At 71.9% G+C, this 14,410-nt stretch carries 11 protein-coding genes; 4 read left to right on the forward strand and 7 right to left on the reverse strand.

All coding sequences use genetic code 11. The features are described 5' to 3' along the window. Window positions 1-7: 7 nt before the first annotated feature. A complete protein-coding gene (locus AC0666_RS17535; protein ID WP_468971317.1) occupies window positions 8-1,174 on the reverse strand; it encodes a citrate synthase/methylcitrate synthase in 1,167 nt (388 codons plus the stop codon). A gap of 55 nt (window positions 1,175-1,229) precedes the next feature. Between AC0666_RS17535 and AC0666_RS17540 the strand changes: the two genes are divergently transcribed. The 3 genes from AC0666_RS17540 (at window position 1,230) to AC0666_RS17550 (ending at window position 5,129) form a co-directional block, all read left to right on the forward strand. Continuing rightward, the gene (locus AC0666_RS17540; RefSeq protein WP_468971319.1) at window positions 1,230-2,489 is read left to right on the forward strand and encodes a citrate synthase; all 1,260 of its coding nucleotides are present in this window, start codon (window positions 1,230-1,232) and stop codon (window positions 2,487-2,489) included. A 319-nt stretch (window positions 2,490-2,808) separates the two neighbouring features. Continuing rightward, the gene (locus tag AC0666_RS17545; RefSeq protein ID WP_468971321.1) at window positions 2,809-4,434 is read left to right on the forward strand and encodes a sensor histidine kinase; all 1,626 of its coding nucleotides are present in this window, start codon (window positions 2,809-2,811) and stop codon (window positions 4,432-4,434) included. Further along, the gene (locus tag AC0666_RS17550) at window positions 4,431-5,129 is read left to right on the forward strand and encodes a response regulator (RefSeq protein ID WP_468971323.1); all 699 of its coding nucleotides are present in this window, start codon (window positions 4,431-4,433) and stop codon (window positions 5,127-5,129) included. Before AC0666_RS17545 ends, AC0666_RS17550 begins: the two co-directional genes overlap by 4 nt. A gap of 18 nt (window positions 5,130-5,147) precedes the next feature. On the opposite strand, the gene AC0666_RS17555 is transcribed toward AC0666_RS17550, so the two are convergent. From AC0666_RS17555 to AC0666_RS17565, 3 genes are all read right to left on the reverse strand, one after another. Next, window positions 5,148-6,722, reverse strand: a complete 1,575-nt coding sequence (locus AC0666_RS17555) for a solute symporter family protein (RefSeq protein WP_468971435.1) — start codon at window positions 6,720-6,722, stop codon at window positions 5,148-5,150. A gap of 14 nt (window positions 6,723-6,736) precedes the next feature. Next, window positions 6,737-7,222, reverse strand: coding sequence for a DUF485 domain-containing protein (locus AC0666_RS17560; RefSeq protein WP_468971324.1), 486 nt, complete (start codon window positions 7,220-7,222; stop codon window positions 6,737-6,739). A gap of 149 nt (window positions 7,223-7,371) precedes the next feature. Further along, on the reverse strand, window positions 7,372-9,492 hold the full coding sequence (locus AC0666_RS17565) for a DNA gyrase/topoisomerase IV subunit B (protein WP_468971326.1): 2,121 nt from the start codon (window positions 9,490-9,492) through the stop codon (window positions 7,372-7,374). A 445-nt stretch (window positions 9,493-9,937) separates the two neighbouring features. Between AC0666_RS17565 and AC0666_RS17570 the strand changes: the two genes are divergently transcribed. After that, complete coding sequence (locus AC0666_RS17570) at window positions 9,938-10,171, forward strand: DUF7455 domain-containing protein (RefSeq protein ID WP_243631750.1); 234 nt, start codon at window positions 9,938-9,940, stop codon at window positions 10,169-10,171. A gap of 148 nt (window positions 10,172-10,319) precedes the next feature. Here AC0666_RS17570 and AC0666_RS17575 read toward each other — a convergent pair whose 3' ends face one another. The 3 genes from AC0666_RS17575 to AC0666_RS17585 all read right to left on the reverse strand — a co-directional run bounded on the left by AC0666_RS17575 (window position 10,320) and on the right by AC0666_RS17585 (window position 14,253). After that, window positions 10,320-11,285: a serine protease gene (locus AC0666_RS17575; protein WP_468971328.1), complete on the reverse strand. Its 966-nt coding sequence runs from the start codon at window positions 11,283-11,285 to the stop codon at window positions 10,320-10,322. Between the two features lie 98 nt (window positions 11,286-11,383). Next, on the reverse strand, window positions 11,384-12,958 hold the full coding sequence (locus tag AC0666_RS17580; RefSeq protein WP_468971330.1) for an RNA polymerase sigma factor: 1,575 nt from the start codon (window positions 12,956-12,958) through the stop codon (window positions 11,384-11,386). Between the two features lie 407 nt (window positions 12,959-13,365). Beyond that, window positions 13,366-14,253, reverse strand: a complete 888-nt coding sequence (locus tag AC0666_RS17585) for a FadR/GntR family transcriptional regulator (protein ID WP_468971331.1) — start codon at window positions 14,251-14,253, stop codon at window positions 13,366-13,368. Between the last annotated feature and the right edge of the window lie 157 nt (window positions 14,254-14,410).

Below are 14,410 nucleotides of genomic sequence, written 5' to 3' on the forward strand. Positions count from 1 at the left end.
ATCGTAGTCAGCCGAGGGACGGGACGGGCTGCGGCGGGGTCGGGCCGGTGTAACGGGCGGCCGGACGGATGATTTTCGAATCGGCGGCCTGTTCGAGGATGTTCGCGCTCCAGCCGACCACGCGGGCCGCACAGAAGGTGGGGGTGAACATCTCGCGCGGCAGCCCGCACAGCTCCATGACCACGCCCGCATAGAACTCCACGTTCGTGTGGAGCTCCCGCCCGGGCTTGAGCTCGGCGAGGATGTCCTCGACCTGCCGCTCCACCTCGACGGCGAAGTCCACCAGCGGGCCGCCGAACCGGAGGGCGATCTCGCGCAGCATCCGGGAGCGGGGGTCCTCGGTGCGGTACACGGGGTGTCCGAAACCCATGATCCGGTCGCCGGCCAGGACGCGCTCGCGGATCCACGGCGCGATGCGGTCGGTCGTACCGATCGCGTCCAGCGTGTCCAGGGCCCGGCTGGGGGCGCCTCCGTGCAGGGGCCCGGACAGCGCTCCGATCGCCCCGGTGAGGCAGGCCGCCACGTCGGCACCCGTGGACGCGATCACGCGGGCGGTGAAGGTGGAGGCGTTGAAGCCGTGGTCGACGGTGGAGATCAGGTACTGCTCCACGGCCCGCGCCTTGACCGGGTCGGGTTCCTGCCCGGTGAGCATGTAGAGGTAGTTGGCGGCGTACGGGAGGTCGGCGCGCGGCTCGACCGGCTCCAGGCCCTGTCCCAGCCGGTGCAGCGCGGTGAGCAGGGTCGGGACGGCGGCACAGGCGGCCAGCGCGTCCGCGGCCCGGCGCGCGGGATCGATGTCGTACACGGGGCGGAAGCCGGCGGAGGCGCCCAGCAGCGAGAGCGCGGTCCGCAGCCCGGCGAGGGGGCCGGAGAGCGCCGTGGCCCTGGCGAGGGCGGGCAGGGCGTCGCGGACCTCTGCCGGCAGCCGGCGCAGCGGGGTGACCTCGGCGGCGAAGGCCGCCTGCTCGGCGGCGTCACCCGGCAGGGCGCCCCGGAACATCAGGTGCCACACGTCCTCGAAGGTGCGGCCCGCGGCGAGCTCGACGGCCGAGTACTGACGGTAGTGGTAGAAGCCCTCGCGGCCGCGGACGTCACCGAGCTCGGTCTCGGTGACCACGACTCCGGCGAGGCCGCGGGGTACATCGACGGTGGTGTTCATGGATTGACCATCCATGCTTGACTCAATACTTGTCAATATTGATTGAATCAATATGTATAGGGTGGTGTTCATGAACGAGCACCCGCCCCGGACGGACGATCAGGCAGCGGGCGGCCGGCGGCTCACCACCCGGGAAGCGGCGGAGCTGCTCGGGGTGAAGCCCGCCACCGTCTACGCGTACGTCAGCCGCGGTCAGCTGACGAGCCGCCGCGATGCGGTCGGAAGGGGCAGCACCTTCGACGCACACGAGGTGGAGGCGCTGGCCCGGCGCAGCAGGCGTGAGGCGGCCGCTCCCGCCGGGGAGCTCTCCGTCCGCACCGCGCTCACCGCCATCGAGTCCGACCGGTACTACTTCCGCGGGGTGGACGCGGTGGAGCTGGCCACCGCCTTCCGCTACGAGGAGGTCGCCGAGTGGCTCTGGACCGGGACCGTGCACCGCGGAGCCCGGTTCACCGCACCCCCGGAGCTGCTGGCCGCAGCCCGGCGCGCGGTGGCCGCACTCCCGGACCACAGCGGTCCGATCGACCGGCTCCGGGTGGCGGTGGCCGCGGCGGCGGTCGTCGATCCGCTGCGTTTCGACCTGTCCGAGCAGGCCGTACTGGGTTCCGCGCGCGGCCTGATCCCCACGCTGGTCGGCGCCCTGCCCGAGGCCGCCCCGGCGCAGTGGCGCGGTGACGGCAGGCTGGCCCGGCAGCTGTGGTCCCGGCTGACGGCGCAGGAACCGGACCCGGACGCCCTGGCCGTACTGGACCTGGCGCTGGCGCTGCTGGTCGACCACGACCTGGCCGCTTCCACCCTGGCCGTACGGGTGGCCGCCTCGGCGCGGGCCCATCCGTACGCGGCGGTGTCGGCCGGCCTCGGTGCACTGGAAGGCCCCCTGCACGGAGCGGCGGGCCGGCTCGCCCACCGGATGCTGGCGGAGGTCCTCGAACGCGGCGGGGCCGCGCCGGTGGTGGCGGAGTACCTGCGGGCGGGGCGGCGGCTCCCCGGCTTCGGCCACCGGCTCTACCAGCGGGAGGACCCGCGGGCCACCGCCGTGTTCGCCCGGCTCGAAGGACTGCCCCAGGCGGAGCCGGCGCTCGCCGCCGCCCGGGAGGTGGCAGCGGTGGCCGCCCGCGACGGGCGCGGGCTGCACGCCAATGTGGACCTGGCGCTGGCGGTGGTCACCACGGCCTTCGGGATGCCGGCCGAGGCGGGCGAGACGGTGTTCGCGGTGGCCCGCACGGCGGGCTGGATCGCGCACGCCCTGGAGGAGTACCAGGAGCGCCCCCTCCGCATGCGCCCCACCGGCCACTACACGGGCCCCCGCCCGCCTCAGCCCCTCCCCTGAGCCGCCGCCCCGGCCCGGCAAGCAGGCCCCGCGCACCGCGGCCCGGGAGGCCGAACGCGGCTTCCGCATGCCAAGCCCTCCCCTGCCCGGGCCCCCGCACCCTCCGGTCAACAGGCCGCCGTGCGGCCACTCCCGCACGGGCCCGGCCAGGGCCCGCGAGCCGCGGCCTACCAGGCCGGGCCGGGTCGGCCGGCCCCTCGGCGGCCAAGGGGGTCCCGGCGGACGCGGGCGCCGGCGGTGTCGCCGTAGCCCCGGATCGGCTCCGCGGGGAACGGCTTGGCATTCCGCTTGGAGCCGTGCCCGCCTACCGTTGCTGCCCATGCGGTTCCTCCCCCCGCGCTCACGGCGCCTCGGGCTGCCCAGACGGGCCGTCTCACAGATCCTGCTGACCCAGCTGGCCATCGCCGCCGGGGTCGTCGTGCTGGCCACCGGCCTGTTCCTGGCACCGCTGGGCGCGCAGCTCGACGACCAGGCCATGCGCCGCGCCCTGGCCATCGCCCAGAGCGCGGCCGCGGACCCGTCCCTGGCGGCCGGGCTCCTCGCCTCGGGGCCGACGCCGGACAGCCCCGTACAGGCCTCCGCCGAGCGGATCCGCCGCGCCACCGGCGCCGAGTACGTGGTCGTGGTCGACCTCGACGGCATCCGCCGCTCCCACCCCAGCCCCGACCGGATAGGCCGGCCCGTCTCCACCGACCCCGGCCAGGCCCTCGCGGGCCACGAGGTCATGGAGATCGACGAGGGCACCCTGGGCCGCTCCGCCCGCGGCAAGGTCCCCCTCCTCGCGGCCGACGGCGAGATCATCGGGGCGGTCTCCGTCGGCATCGCCTACGACAGCGTCCACGACCGGCTGCTCGGCGCCATCCCGGGCCTGCTCGCCTACGCGGGTGGCGCCCTGGCGGCCGGCGCGCTCGCCGCCTACCTGCTCTCCCGCAGGATCCAGCGGCAGACCCGCGACCTCGCCTTCTCGGACATCGCCGGACTGCTCGCCGAACGCGAGGCCATGCTCCACTCGATCCGCGAGGGCGTGATCGCCCTCGACCGCGACGGCCGGATCCGCCTCCTGAACGACGAGGCCGCCCGGCTGCTCGGCCTCGTCCCCGAGGGCGTCGACACCGCCGGCACCCTTGCCGGCCGCCCGCTGGACGAGGTCCTCGGCGCGGGCCGCACCGCCGACGTCCTCACCGGCCGGGTCACCGGACGCGACCTGCTGACCGTCCAGGGCCCGCGGGTGCTGATCGCCAACCGGATGCCCACCGACGACGGCGGGGCCGTCGCCACCCTGCGCGACCGCACGGAGCTGGAACACCTCAGCCGCGAGCTCGACTCCACCCGGGGCCTCATCGACGCCCTGCGCGCCCAGGACCACGAGCACGCCAACCGCCTCCACACCCTCCTCGGGCTGCTGGAGCTCGGCTTGCACGAGGAAGCCGTGGCCTTCGTGACCGAGGTCGTCGGCGTCCACCGCACCACGGCCGAGCAGGTCACCGAGAGGGTGCACGACCCCCTGCTGGCCGCCCTTCTGGTGGGCAAGGCGACCGTGGCGGCCGAGCGCAGCGTGCCGCTTCGCCTCGCCGACGCCACGCTCCTGCCCGACCGCCTGGTCGATCCCGGCGGTCTCGTCACCATCACCGGCAACCTGGTGGACAACGCCCTGGACGCGGCCGTGGGCTCGGCCACGCCGCTCGTCGAGGTCGAGCTGCGCTCCGAAGGCCGTACGGCGATCCTCCGGGTCCGGGACAGCGGCCCGGGTGTGCCGCCCGCCCGGCGCGAGGAGATCTTCACCGAGGGCTGGTCGACCAAGCAGCCCCGCGGCCACCGGGAGCGCGGGCTCGGGCTCGCGCTCGTACGCCGCCTCGCGGAGCGGCAGGGCGGCACGGTCCGGGCCGGCGAGGCAGCGGACGGAGGGGCGGAGTTCTCCGTCGTACTCCCGGAGGCCCTGCGATGAACGAGACCCCGATGCACGTATTGGTCGTCGACGACGACGTGCGTGTTGCCCGGATCAACGCTGCGTACGTGGCGAAGGTTCCCGGATTCCGCGTCGCGGCCCGGGCCCATTCCGCGGCGGAGGCACTGGACTTCCTCGCCGCCCACCCCGTGGACCTCGTCCTGCTCGACCACTACCTCCCCGACGAGAACGGCCTCGACCTGGTCCGCCGGTTGCGCCAGCTCGGCCACCACACCGATGTGATCATGGTCACCGCCGCCCGTGACCTGGCCACCGTGCAGGCCGCCATGCGCCTCGGCGCCCTCCAGTACCTCGTCAAGCCGTTCACGTTCGCCGGTCTGCGCGCCCGGCTGGAGGCGTACGCCGGCCTGCGCCGCACCCTTGGGACCGGCGGCGAGGCCGAACAGGCCGAAGTGGACCGGATCTTCGGTGCGCTCGCCGCCGCCGGCACCCCGAACGAGCTGCCCAAGGGCCACTCCCCCACCACCGCCGACCTGGTCCGCCGGGTCCTGCGCTCCGCGGAAGGGCCGCTGTCCACCCAGCAGATCGCCGACCGTGCCGGCATCAGCCGCCAGACCGCCCAGCGCTACCTGAAGCTCCTGGAACGCGCCGACCGGATCACCCTGGCCCTGCGCTACGGCGAGACGGGCCGCCCCGAGCACCGGTACTCCTGGCGCCCGACGGAAGGCGGCTGACGGAAGGCGGCATGCGGCTCACACGGCTCCCGCGCCGGTCAGCGAACGGACCTCCGTTTCGGCGTGCTTCGCGGCGTCCGGCTCCTCCACCGAGGTGACCGTCCCCATCCAGCCCGCCAGGAAGCCCAGCGGGACCGAGATCAGCCCCGGATTCTGCAGGGGGAAGAACTGGAAGTCCACACCGGGGAAGAGGGACTCGGCACTGCCGGACACCACCGGCGACAGGACCACCAGCACCACGGCCGGCACGAGCCCCCCGTACACCGACCAGACGGCTCCCCGCGTGGTGAAGCCGCTCCAGAACAGCGAGTAGAGCAGCACGGGCAGATTGGCCGAGGCCGCCACGGCGAAGGCGAGCCCCACCAGGAACGCCACGTTCAGGTCCTGGGCGAGCAGCCCGAGGGCGATCGCCACCGCGCCGACCCCGACGGCCGCGACCCTGGCCACCGCGACCTCGCTGCGCTGCCTGGCGTGGCGGCGCTTCAGCGAGGCGTACAGGTCATGCGCGACGGAGGCGGACGACGCGAGGGTGATCCCGGCGACCACGGCCAGGATCGTGGCGAAGGCGATCGCGGCCACGAGGGCGAACAGCACCGCGCCCCCGGTGGATTCGGCGCCGCCCCCGAGGAAGGCGGCCAGCAGGGGCACTGCCGTGTTCCCCGAGGCGTTGGACGCCCGCACCGCGTCGGGGCCCACGAGCGCGGCCGCCCCGAAGCCGAGCACGATGGTCATCAGGTAGAAGCCGCCGATCAGGCCGATCGCCCACACCACCGACCGGCGGGCCGCCCGTGCGGTCGGCACCGTGTAGAAGCGCGACAGGATATGCGGCAGCCCGGCGGTCCCCAGGACCAGTGCGAGGCCGAGGCTGATGAAGTCGAAGCGGGCGGTCCAGTCGGCGCCGTACTTGAGCCCCGGGCTCAGAAACCGCAGGCCGTGGCCGCTGCGCTCGGCGGCGCTCCTGAGCAGCTGGTCGAAGTTGCCGTGGAAGCGCAGCAGCACCAGCACGGTGAGGGCGACGGCCCCGCCCATCAACAGCACCGCCTTCACGATCTGGATCCAGGTGGTGGCCCGCATCCCGCCGAAGGACACGTAGACCACCATCAGCGCCCCGACCCCGACCACGGTCAGGGTGCGGGCCGCGGTGCCCGAATCGCCGAGCAGCAGCCCCACCAGGCTGCCTGCACCGACCATCTGCGCCACGAGGTAGAGCACCGAGACCGTGACCGAGGAGATCCCGGCGGCGATCCGGACGGGCCGCTCGCTCATCCGGGCCGCGATCACGTCGGCGAGGGTGAAGCGGCCGCAGTTGCGGACCAGTTCGGCGACGAGGAACAGCACGACCAACCAGGCGACGAGGAAGCCCACCGAGTACAGCAGCCCGTCGTAGCCGAACAGGGCGATCAGCCCGGAGATGCCGAGGAAGGACGCGGCCGACATGTAGTCCCCGGCGATGGCGAACCCGTTCTCCAGCGGCGAGAAGAGCCTGCCGCCCGCATAGAACTCCTCGGCGGAGCCGTGCCGGTTGCGGCTCACCCAGGTGGTGATGCCCAGGGTGACCGCAATGACGACGCTGAAGAGGGACAGCGCGAGCATCTGGTGTTCGGTGTTCACCGGCCCTCCTCCCGGCCCTTGTTGCGCTCCTGGCCGCGCTCCTGCTCGAAGACCGTCCAGCGCAGGTCCAGCGCCGCCCGGTCCCGGCGCAGCCGCGCGTGCCGGGCGTACGCCCAGGTCAGCAGGAAGGTGCTGAGGAACTGGCCGAGGCCGGCGAGCAGGGCCACGTTGACCGCCCCGGCGACGGGCCGGGCCATGAGCCCGGGCGCCGTGGTGGCGGCGATCACGTAGGCGACGTACCAGAGGAAGAAACAGGCCGTCGCGGGGAGGACGAACCTCCGGTAGCGGCTGCGGACCTCTTGGAAGGCGGCGCTGCGCTGCACTTCCAGATAGATGTCGGATGTCCCTGGGGCGGCCCGCCCGCCGGTGGCCGGGCGCGGCACAGGGGCGTCCTCGCCTTCGCCCCAGCCGACGGCGAGCGCGTCGTACCAGGGATCGTCCAGCCGGATCGTTCCGGCGTCGGGACCTTCGTGCTTGTCCACCGAACTCTCCTTGTCCGCTGCCGCATTGGCCGCGTGCCCACAAGGATGTGCGGTATGGACGGTTTCCGGACTGGTGTACCGGTGGTCTTCACTCCTTCAGGTGAGGGAGCGAGGACCACCGGTGTGCCGTGGACCGGGACGCCTTCCGCTCAGGCGTCGATGCGCGAGCGGTCGAGGGTCGCCGCGGAGCCGGTGATGAACTCCTTGCGGGGCGCCACCTCGTTGCCCATCAGCAGGTCGAAGACCTGCTCGGCCGAGTCCAGGTCGCCGATGTTGATCCGGCGCAGCGTGCGGTGGCGCGGGTCCATGGTGGTCTCGGCCAGCTGGTCGGCGTCCATCTCACCGAGGCCCTTGTACCGCTGGATCGAGTCCTTGTACCGGATGTTCTTGCGCTGGAACTCCAGCAGGGTCTGGCGCAGTTCGTTGTCCGAGTAGGTGTAGACGTACTTGTCCTGGCCCTTCTTGGGCTGCACGAGCTCGATGCGGTGCAGCGGCGGAACGGCGGCGAAGACACGGCCCGCCTCCACCATCGGCCGCATGTACCGCTGGAAGAGCGTCAGGAGCAGGCAGCGGATGTGCGCGCCGTCGACATCGGCGTCGACGAGCAGGACGATCTTCCCGTAGCGCGCGGCGTCGATGTCGAAGGTCCGGCCCGAGCCGGCTCCTATGACCTGGATGATCGCCCCGCACTCGGCGTTCTTGAGCATGTCCGAGACCGACGACTTCTGGACGTTCAAAATCTTGCCGCGGATCGGCAGGAGCGCCTGGAATTCCGAATTCCTGGCCAGCTTGGCCGTGCCGAGGGCCGAGTCGCCCTCGACGATGAAGAGCTCGCTGCGCTCCACGTCGTCGCTGCGGCAGTCCGCCAGCTTCGCGGGCAGCGAGGAGGACTCCAGCGCGGTCTTGCGGCGCTGCGCCTCCTTGTGCTGACGGGCCGCGATCCGGGTCCGGGCGGCCGCGACGACCTTCTCAAGGACGGCGCGGGCCTGCTGCTTGTCGTCGCGCTTGGTGGAGGTCAGGAAGGCCTTGAGCTCCTTGGCGACCACCGCGGCGACGATGCGCGTGGCGGCCGAGGTGCCGAGCACCTCCTTGGTCTGGCCCTCGAACTGCGGCTCGGCCAGCCGGACGGTGACCACCGCCGTCAAGCCCTCCATCGCGTCGTCCTTGACCACGTCGTCCTCGGCGACGCGCAGGAGCTTCGCGGAGCGCAGCACCTCGTTCACGGTCTTGGTGACCGAGCGCTCGAAGCCGGCGATGTGGGTGCCGCCCTTGGGCGTGGCGATGATGTTGACGAAGGACTTGACCTGGGTCTCGTATCCGGTGCCCCAGCGCAGGGCGATGTCCACGCCGAGCTCGCGGGTGACCTCGGTGGGGGTCATGTGGCCGCGCTCGTCGAGCACGGGCACGGTCTCCTTGAACGTTCCCTGGCCGGTCAGCCGCAGCACGTCGCAGACGGCCTTGTCCTGGGCCAGGTAGTCGCAGAACTCGCTGATGCCCCCGTCGAAGCGGAAGGTCTCCTCGGTCTTGCCGGCGCCGTCGATGCCGCGCTCGTCGCGGACGACGATCGTCAGGCCCGGGACGAGGAAGGCGGTCTGGCGGGCGCGCTGGTAGAGCGTCTCCAGGGAGAGCCGGGCGTCCTTGAGGAAGATCTGGCGGTCCGCCCAGTAGCGGATGCGGGTGCCGGTCCGGCCCTTGGGGATCCGCTTGATCTTGTGGAGGCCGTTGGACGGGTCGAACGGGCTGTCGGGGCCCTGCTCGGTGAACATCCCGGGGACGCCGCGGCGGAAGCTGATCGCGTGCGTGGAGCTGCCCCGGTCGACCTCGACGTCGAGACGGGCGGAGAGCGCGTTGACCACGGAGGCGCCGACGCCGTGCAGGCCGCCGGAGGCCGCGTAGGAGCCGCCGCCGAACTTGCCGCCGGCGTGCAGCTTGGTCATCACGACCTCGACGCCGGACAGCCCGGTCTTGGGCTCGACGTCCACGGGGATGCCGCGGCCGTTGTCCCGGACCTCGACGGAGGCGTCCTCGTGGAGGATCACCTCGATGTGGTCGCAGTACCCGCCCAGGGCCTCGTCGACGGCGTTGTCGATGATCTCCCAGAGGCAGTGCATGAGGCCCCGGCTGTCGGTGGAGCCGATATACATGCCGGGGCGCTTGCGGACGGCCTCAAGGCCTTCGAGGACGAGGAGGTGCCGCGCGGTGTAGTTGGAGCCGTCCCGGTCTGCTCCGGACAGCAGCGCGCTGGAAGGCACGGACGTGTCGGCGGTCACGCAGTTCGCTCCTCGCTGAATTTCTTTTTCTGGCCCGGTTGGGCGCAGGGTGGCTCGGTTGCCCGTCGAAGGGTACCGAGGCCTGGTAGAGCGGATGCAACGCCACCCTCGCCCTTCATCAGCCTAGTGCAGATCCGCACGGATGTTCGATCCTCCGCAGGGGTGAAGCAAACATCACGTTCCCTTCCACGCATGAACCATTTAGGGTTCGGGCACGTCCTCATGAACAAACCGGCACTCACGCCGGGGAGGACGGACTGCAGCAAGCGAACGACTGACAACGCGAAACCGTAAAGCAACGCAATACGGCTCCTTCGCCGCCAACCGGCAACAGCCGGCCAGCTTCGGAAGGAAGTTTCGAGGAAAAGCCGAGAGCGGGAACGTTTTCGGCCTGGTTGGATGTTGACCCTGGTACGACAGCTCGTCGAGCTAGAGAAGAGGCGACGTGACTACTGTTCTGACACCCGCGACCCCGCTGACGGCCGCTGACCGATGCGACCGTTGCGGCGCCCAGGCATATCTGCGCGTCGTCCTGCTGAGCGGCGGTGAACTGCTCTTCTGCGCCCACCACGGGCGCAAGTTCGAGCCGGAACTCAAGAAGATCGCCGCGGAAATACAGGATGAGACCGAGCGGCTTACGTCCGCTCCGGCGGCGAACGCCGACACCGAGGACCGCTGACACAGGCCTGCACCTCGCATCCGACGAGCCACAGCCCGGCCAGGCCGGGCGACGGGCGGCGTCTCTGAGACCCAGAGACGCCGCCCGTCCTCACATCTGCCCTCCGACTCCGCCGCGGGCCGTCACCGCGCCGTCCCCGTGCCCACGGTCAGGGGGCGCCGCCCTCGTCCCGGGCGGAGCCGTCGGAGGCGCCCGCCGCCTGCCCCTGTACGGCCCGTGCGGCCGGTCCAAGGTGCCTGGGCGCCTCCCACCAGGCCTCGGGACCCGGCGCAGGCTGCGAGCCCGTCTCCGCAGCCGTCACGAAGCCGACCAGCGGAGCGATCTTGGTGTAGACCCCCGGGCTGTCGGCCCGGCCGCAGCCGCGCCCCCAGGACACCAGGCCGATGAGCCGGCCCTGTGCGACCAGCGGCCCGCCGCTGTCCCCCTGGCAGGCGTCCCGGCCGCCGCCCGGGTGTCCGGCACACAGCATGGACTCCGGCCGGTACTGGCCCTCCGCGCTTCCGGGATACGCCCGGCGGCAGACCTCGTCGTCCAACACGGTCACCCGGGCCGCACGCAGGCCGTACGCATAGTCACCGAACCCGCTGGTGTCGCCCCAGCCGTACACGGCCGCCTCGGAGCCCGGTGCGTAGCGGGGATCCCCCTCCCCCGCCATGGGAAGCACGTACCCCGCGGGCACGGCCTCGTCGAGCTCCAGGACCGCCAGGTCCCCGACATTGGTCCTGGGGTCGTAGGCGGGGTTCACCCGGGCGGCCCGTACCGCGATCTCACGGCCGTCACCCGCCGTCAGCTGTGTGCGGCCCGCAACCACGCGCAGGTCGGGAACGGCCTCGACCGTGGTGCCGAGCACCTGGCGGGCCAGGCAGTGGGCCGCGGTCAGCACCTTGGTCGGCGCCACGACGACGCCCCCGCAGAACTGCCCGGCTCGCGTACCCCCGAACCGGTCACGGCTGGTGAGGGCCACGACCCAAGGGCTGTCGGCCGCTTTGACCGGCTTCCCACCGATCACCACACTGTCCGCGGCCGCCTCGGGCAGCTGCGCCAAGGGCACTGCGGCCGCTCCCGCCACCAGGGCCAGCGCGCCTGCCAGGACACGGGCAAAGGGACGACGCATGGGGCCTCCTGACTCTGGGTGTGCATGACTCCACCCAGAGTGGGACGCCAAGTGGCCGTGCGCACCCGCGCACGGCCACCGCCGCTTCTGCGGCCCGGTCAGTCCAGGTAGTCGCGCAGCACCTGGGAGCGGGACGGGTGGCGCAGCTTCGACATCGTCTTGGACTCGATCTGGCGGATCCGCTCGCGCGTGACGCCGTAGACCTTGCCGATCTCGTCGAGGGTCTTCGGCTGGCCGTCCGTGAGGCCGAAGCGCATGGAGACCACTCCGGCCTCGCGCTCGCTCAGCGTGTCGAGCACCGAGTGCAGCTGCTCCTGCAGGAGCGTGAAGCTCACGGCGTCGGCCGGGACGACCGCCTCGGAGTCCTCGATCAGGTCGCCGAACTCGCTGTCGCCGTCCTCGCCGAGCGGGGTGTGCAGGGAGATCGGCTCACGGCCGTACTTCTGGACCTCGATGACCTTCTCCGGGGTCATGTCGAGTTCCTTGGCCAGCTCCTCGGGGGTGGGCTCGCGGCCCAGGTCCTGGAGCATCTGGCGCTGCACGCGGGCGAGCTTGTTGATGACCTCGACCATGTGCACGGGGATGCGGATGGTGCGGGCCTGGTCGGCCATGGCCCGGGTGATCGCCTGCCGGATCCACCAGGTCGCGTACGTGGAGAACTTGTAGCCCTTGGTGTAGTCGAACTTCTCGACCGCGCGGATCAGACCCAGGTTGCCTTCCTGGATCAGGTCCAGGAAGAGCATGCCGCGGCCTGTGTAGCGCTTGGCCAGGGAGACCACGAGGCGGAGGTTGGCCTCCAGCAGGTGGTTCTTGGCGCGCCGGCCGTCCTCGGCGATGATCTCCAGCTCACGCTTCAGCTTGGGCGCCAGCTTGTCGGAGTTGGCCAGCTTGTCCTCGGCGAACAGGCCCGCCTCGATCCGCTTGGCGAGCTCGACCTCCTGCTCGGCGTTGAGGAGGGGGACCTTGCCGATCTGCTTGAGGTAGTCCTTGACCGGGTCGGCGGTGGCGCCGGCCACGGCGACCTGCTGGGCCGGGGCGTCGTCCTCGTCGTCGGAGATGACGAAGCCCTTGCTCTCGCCGCCGTCCTCCTCGTCCTCGGCTTCGGCCTTGACCGGGCCGGGGCCCTCCTCAAGGACCTCTTCCTCGCCGGCCTCGTCGGCGTCCTTCTTGGCGGCGGTCTTCTTCGCCGCGGTCTTCTTCGCGGCGGTCTTCTTCGCGGGTGCGGCCTTCTTGGCCGCCGTCTTCTTCGCTGCCGTCTTCTTCGCGGCGGGCTCGGTGCCCGGCTCCTCGGCGAGGGCGTCCAGGGGCTCGGGCTCCGCCGTCTCGGCAGCCGCGGCCTCGGCGGCGGCGGTCCGCGCAGCCGTCGTCTTGGCCGCGACGGTCTTGGTGGCCGTCCGCTTCGCCGGGGTCTTCGCTGCGACGCTCTTGCGGGGGGCGCGCTTGGGCGACTCCGCGGCACTGACCATCAGCGTCACACCCTCTTCCTCAAGGATCTGGTTGAGGCTGCGCAGGACATTCTTCCACTGGGTCGCAGGAATCTGGTCAGCCTCGAAGGCCCGACGCACGTCATCGCCGGCGATCTGCCCCTCGGCCTTGCCCCGCTCGATGAGCGCCATCACAGACTCGGATTCGGCGATCTCCGGCGGGAGCGTACGGGATGTGCTGGCCGACACGAACAACCTCTCGGAACGATGGAAACGGCTTCCGACCCCGGCCTGGTGGTGCTGGACCGGAGCCGACGACCACCGACGGAATGGGCCGGGGGCGCGGGCAGGGGCCGGGGAGCTGCACAGCACCCGCAAGGGCTGCTGTCTTCCCTCCGTCGGCCATCACCTCTCTAGGTCATCGCGTGACCTCGCGGAGTGTTACGCCCCAATCTTCGTGGCCCGAGTCACACCCCGATGGGCGGATGCCGGTCGGCTGGTACGCGCGGCCCGGCACGGCCCGTCCGAAGCCCGGCCGCTGGCCCGGCGCGGAGCCGGTGCCGGGCGGCTCCAGAGGGTCCCGGATGCTGCTGTCGCCGGGCCCGAACCGGACCCGGCGACACGTACGCGTACCCCCGCGGCCCGCCCGACCGCCCTCAGTGCTCGCGCGGAGCGGGCACCACGCGCTCGACCTCCGGGTGCACCGTCAGGAGCTGGCGCATGGCGCTCTCGGCCCCGGTGGCGTCGCCGGCGGCGAGGGCCTCGACCATCCGTGCGTGGTGGGCGACGCAGGCCTCGCTGGGCCGGTCACAGGAGGTGGCGGGGCTCCCGGACACCTGGAGGGCGGCGGAGACGATGCCGGAGAGGTGCTCCAGCATGCGGTTGCCGGCGACCTGGATGAGGAGCGCGTGGAACTCGTTGTCGGCGCGGACGAAGGTGATCGCGTCACCCTGGCCGAGCGCGTGGCCCATGATCTCGACCATGTCGGCGAGACGCTGCTGGATGTCGGGGCGGCCGTGGCCGGCGGCGAGACGGGCGGCGAGGGGCTCGATCGTCCAGCGGAGCTCGTTGAGCTCGCGGCGCTGGTCTTCGCGCTGGGGCCCGAAGGCGCGCCACTCGATGATGTCGGGATCGAGCAGGTTCCAGTCGGCGACGGGGCGGACGCGGGTGCCGACGTTCGGGCGGGCGCTGACGAGGCCCTTCGCCTCCAGGACCCGCAGCGATTCGCGGACCACGGTGCGGGAGACCTCGAAGCGCTGGCCGATCTCCTCGGGGACGAGCGGGCGGTCCGCGCCGAGGTCGCCGGAGACGATCATCTGGCCGAGCTGCTGGACGAGTTGGCCGTGCAGTCCGCGGCCGCGGCTGCCTGCCGCGCGGCGGCCCACGCGGCTCAACTCGACGTCGGCGCCGTCCCAGTGGGGCGCTCCGGCGCGGTCGGACCCGGGGGTCTCCGCGTAGGGGTAGCGGTCGAGTTCGCCCGGGCCGGCGAGGCCGGAATCGGCGTGGCGGGCGGCGGTCATCATGGTGTGCGCAAGGGTACTCACGAATCCTTTGTCGGTCGTGCCTCGATGTCCCTTGAGGTCTTTGGTGAAAAGCACACGAAAGGGTGATCGGTGCCACCTGCGCAATTGACGACTTATCGTAAAGAACCGGGCCTATTGCGGGGAGTTGCGGTCCGCTTCGCATGATGCGGGCACGATC

The sequence above is a fragment of the Streptomyces sp. NPDC043680 genome (genome assembly GCF_056436685.1).

Bases quoted from the DNA above. Each gene is read 5' to 3' on its own strand.
- AC0666_RS17545 (WP_468971321.1), top strand. From the start codon at position 2,809: ATGCGGTTCCTCCCCCCGCGCTCACGGCGCCTCGGGCTGCCCAGACGG.
- AC0666_RS17550 (WP_468971323.1), top strand. From the start codon at position 4,431: ATGAACGAGACCCCGATGCACGTATTGGTCGTCGACGACGACGTGCGT.
- AC0666_RS17540 (WP_468971319.1), top strand. From the start codon at position 1,230: ATGAACGAGCACCCGCCCCGGACGGACGATCAGGCAGCGGGCGGCCGG.
- AC0666_RS17555 (WP_468971435.1), bottom strand. From the start codon at position 6,722: ATGCTCGCGCTGTCCCTCTTCAGCGTCGTCATTGCGGTCACCCTGGGC.
- AC0666_RS17575 (WP_468971328.1), bottom strand. From the start codon at position 11,285: ATGCGTCGTCCCTTTGCCCGTGTCCTGGCAGGCGCGCTGGCCCTGGTG.
- AC0666_RS17535 (WP_468971317.1), bottom strand. From the start codon at position 1,174: ATGGATGGTCAATCCATGAACACCACCGTCGATGTACCCCGCGGCCTC.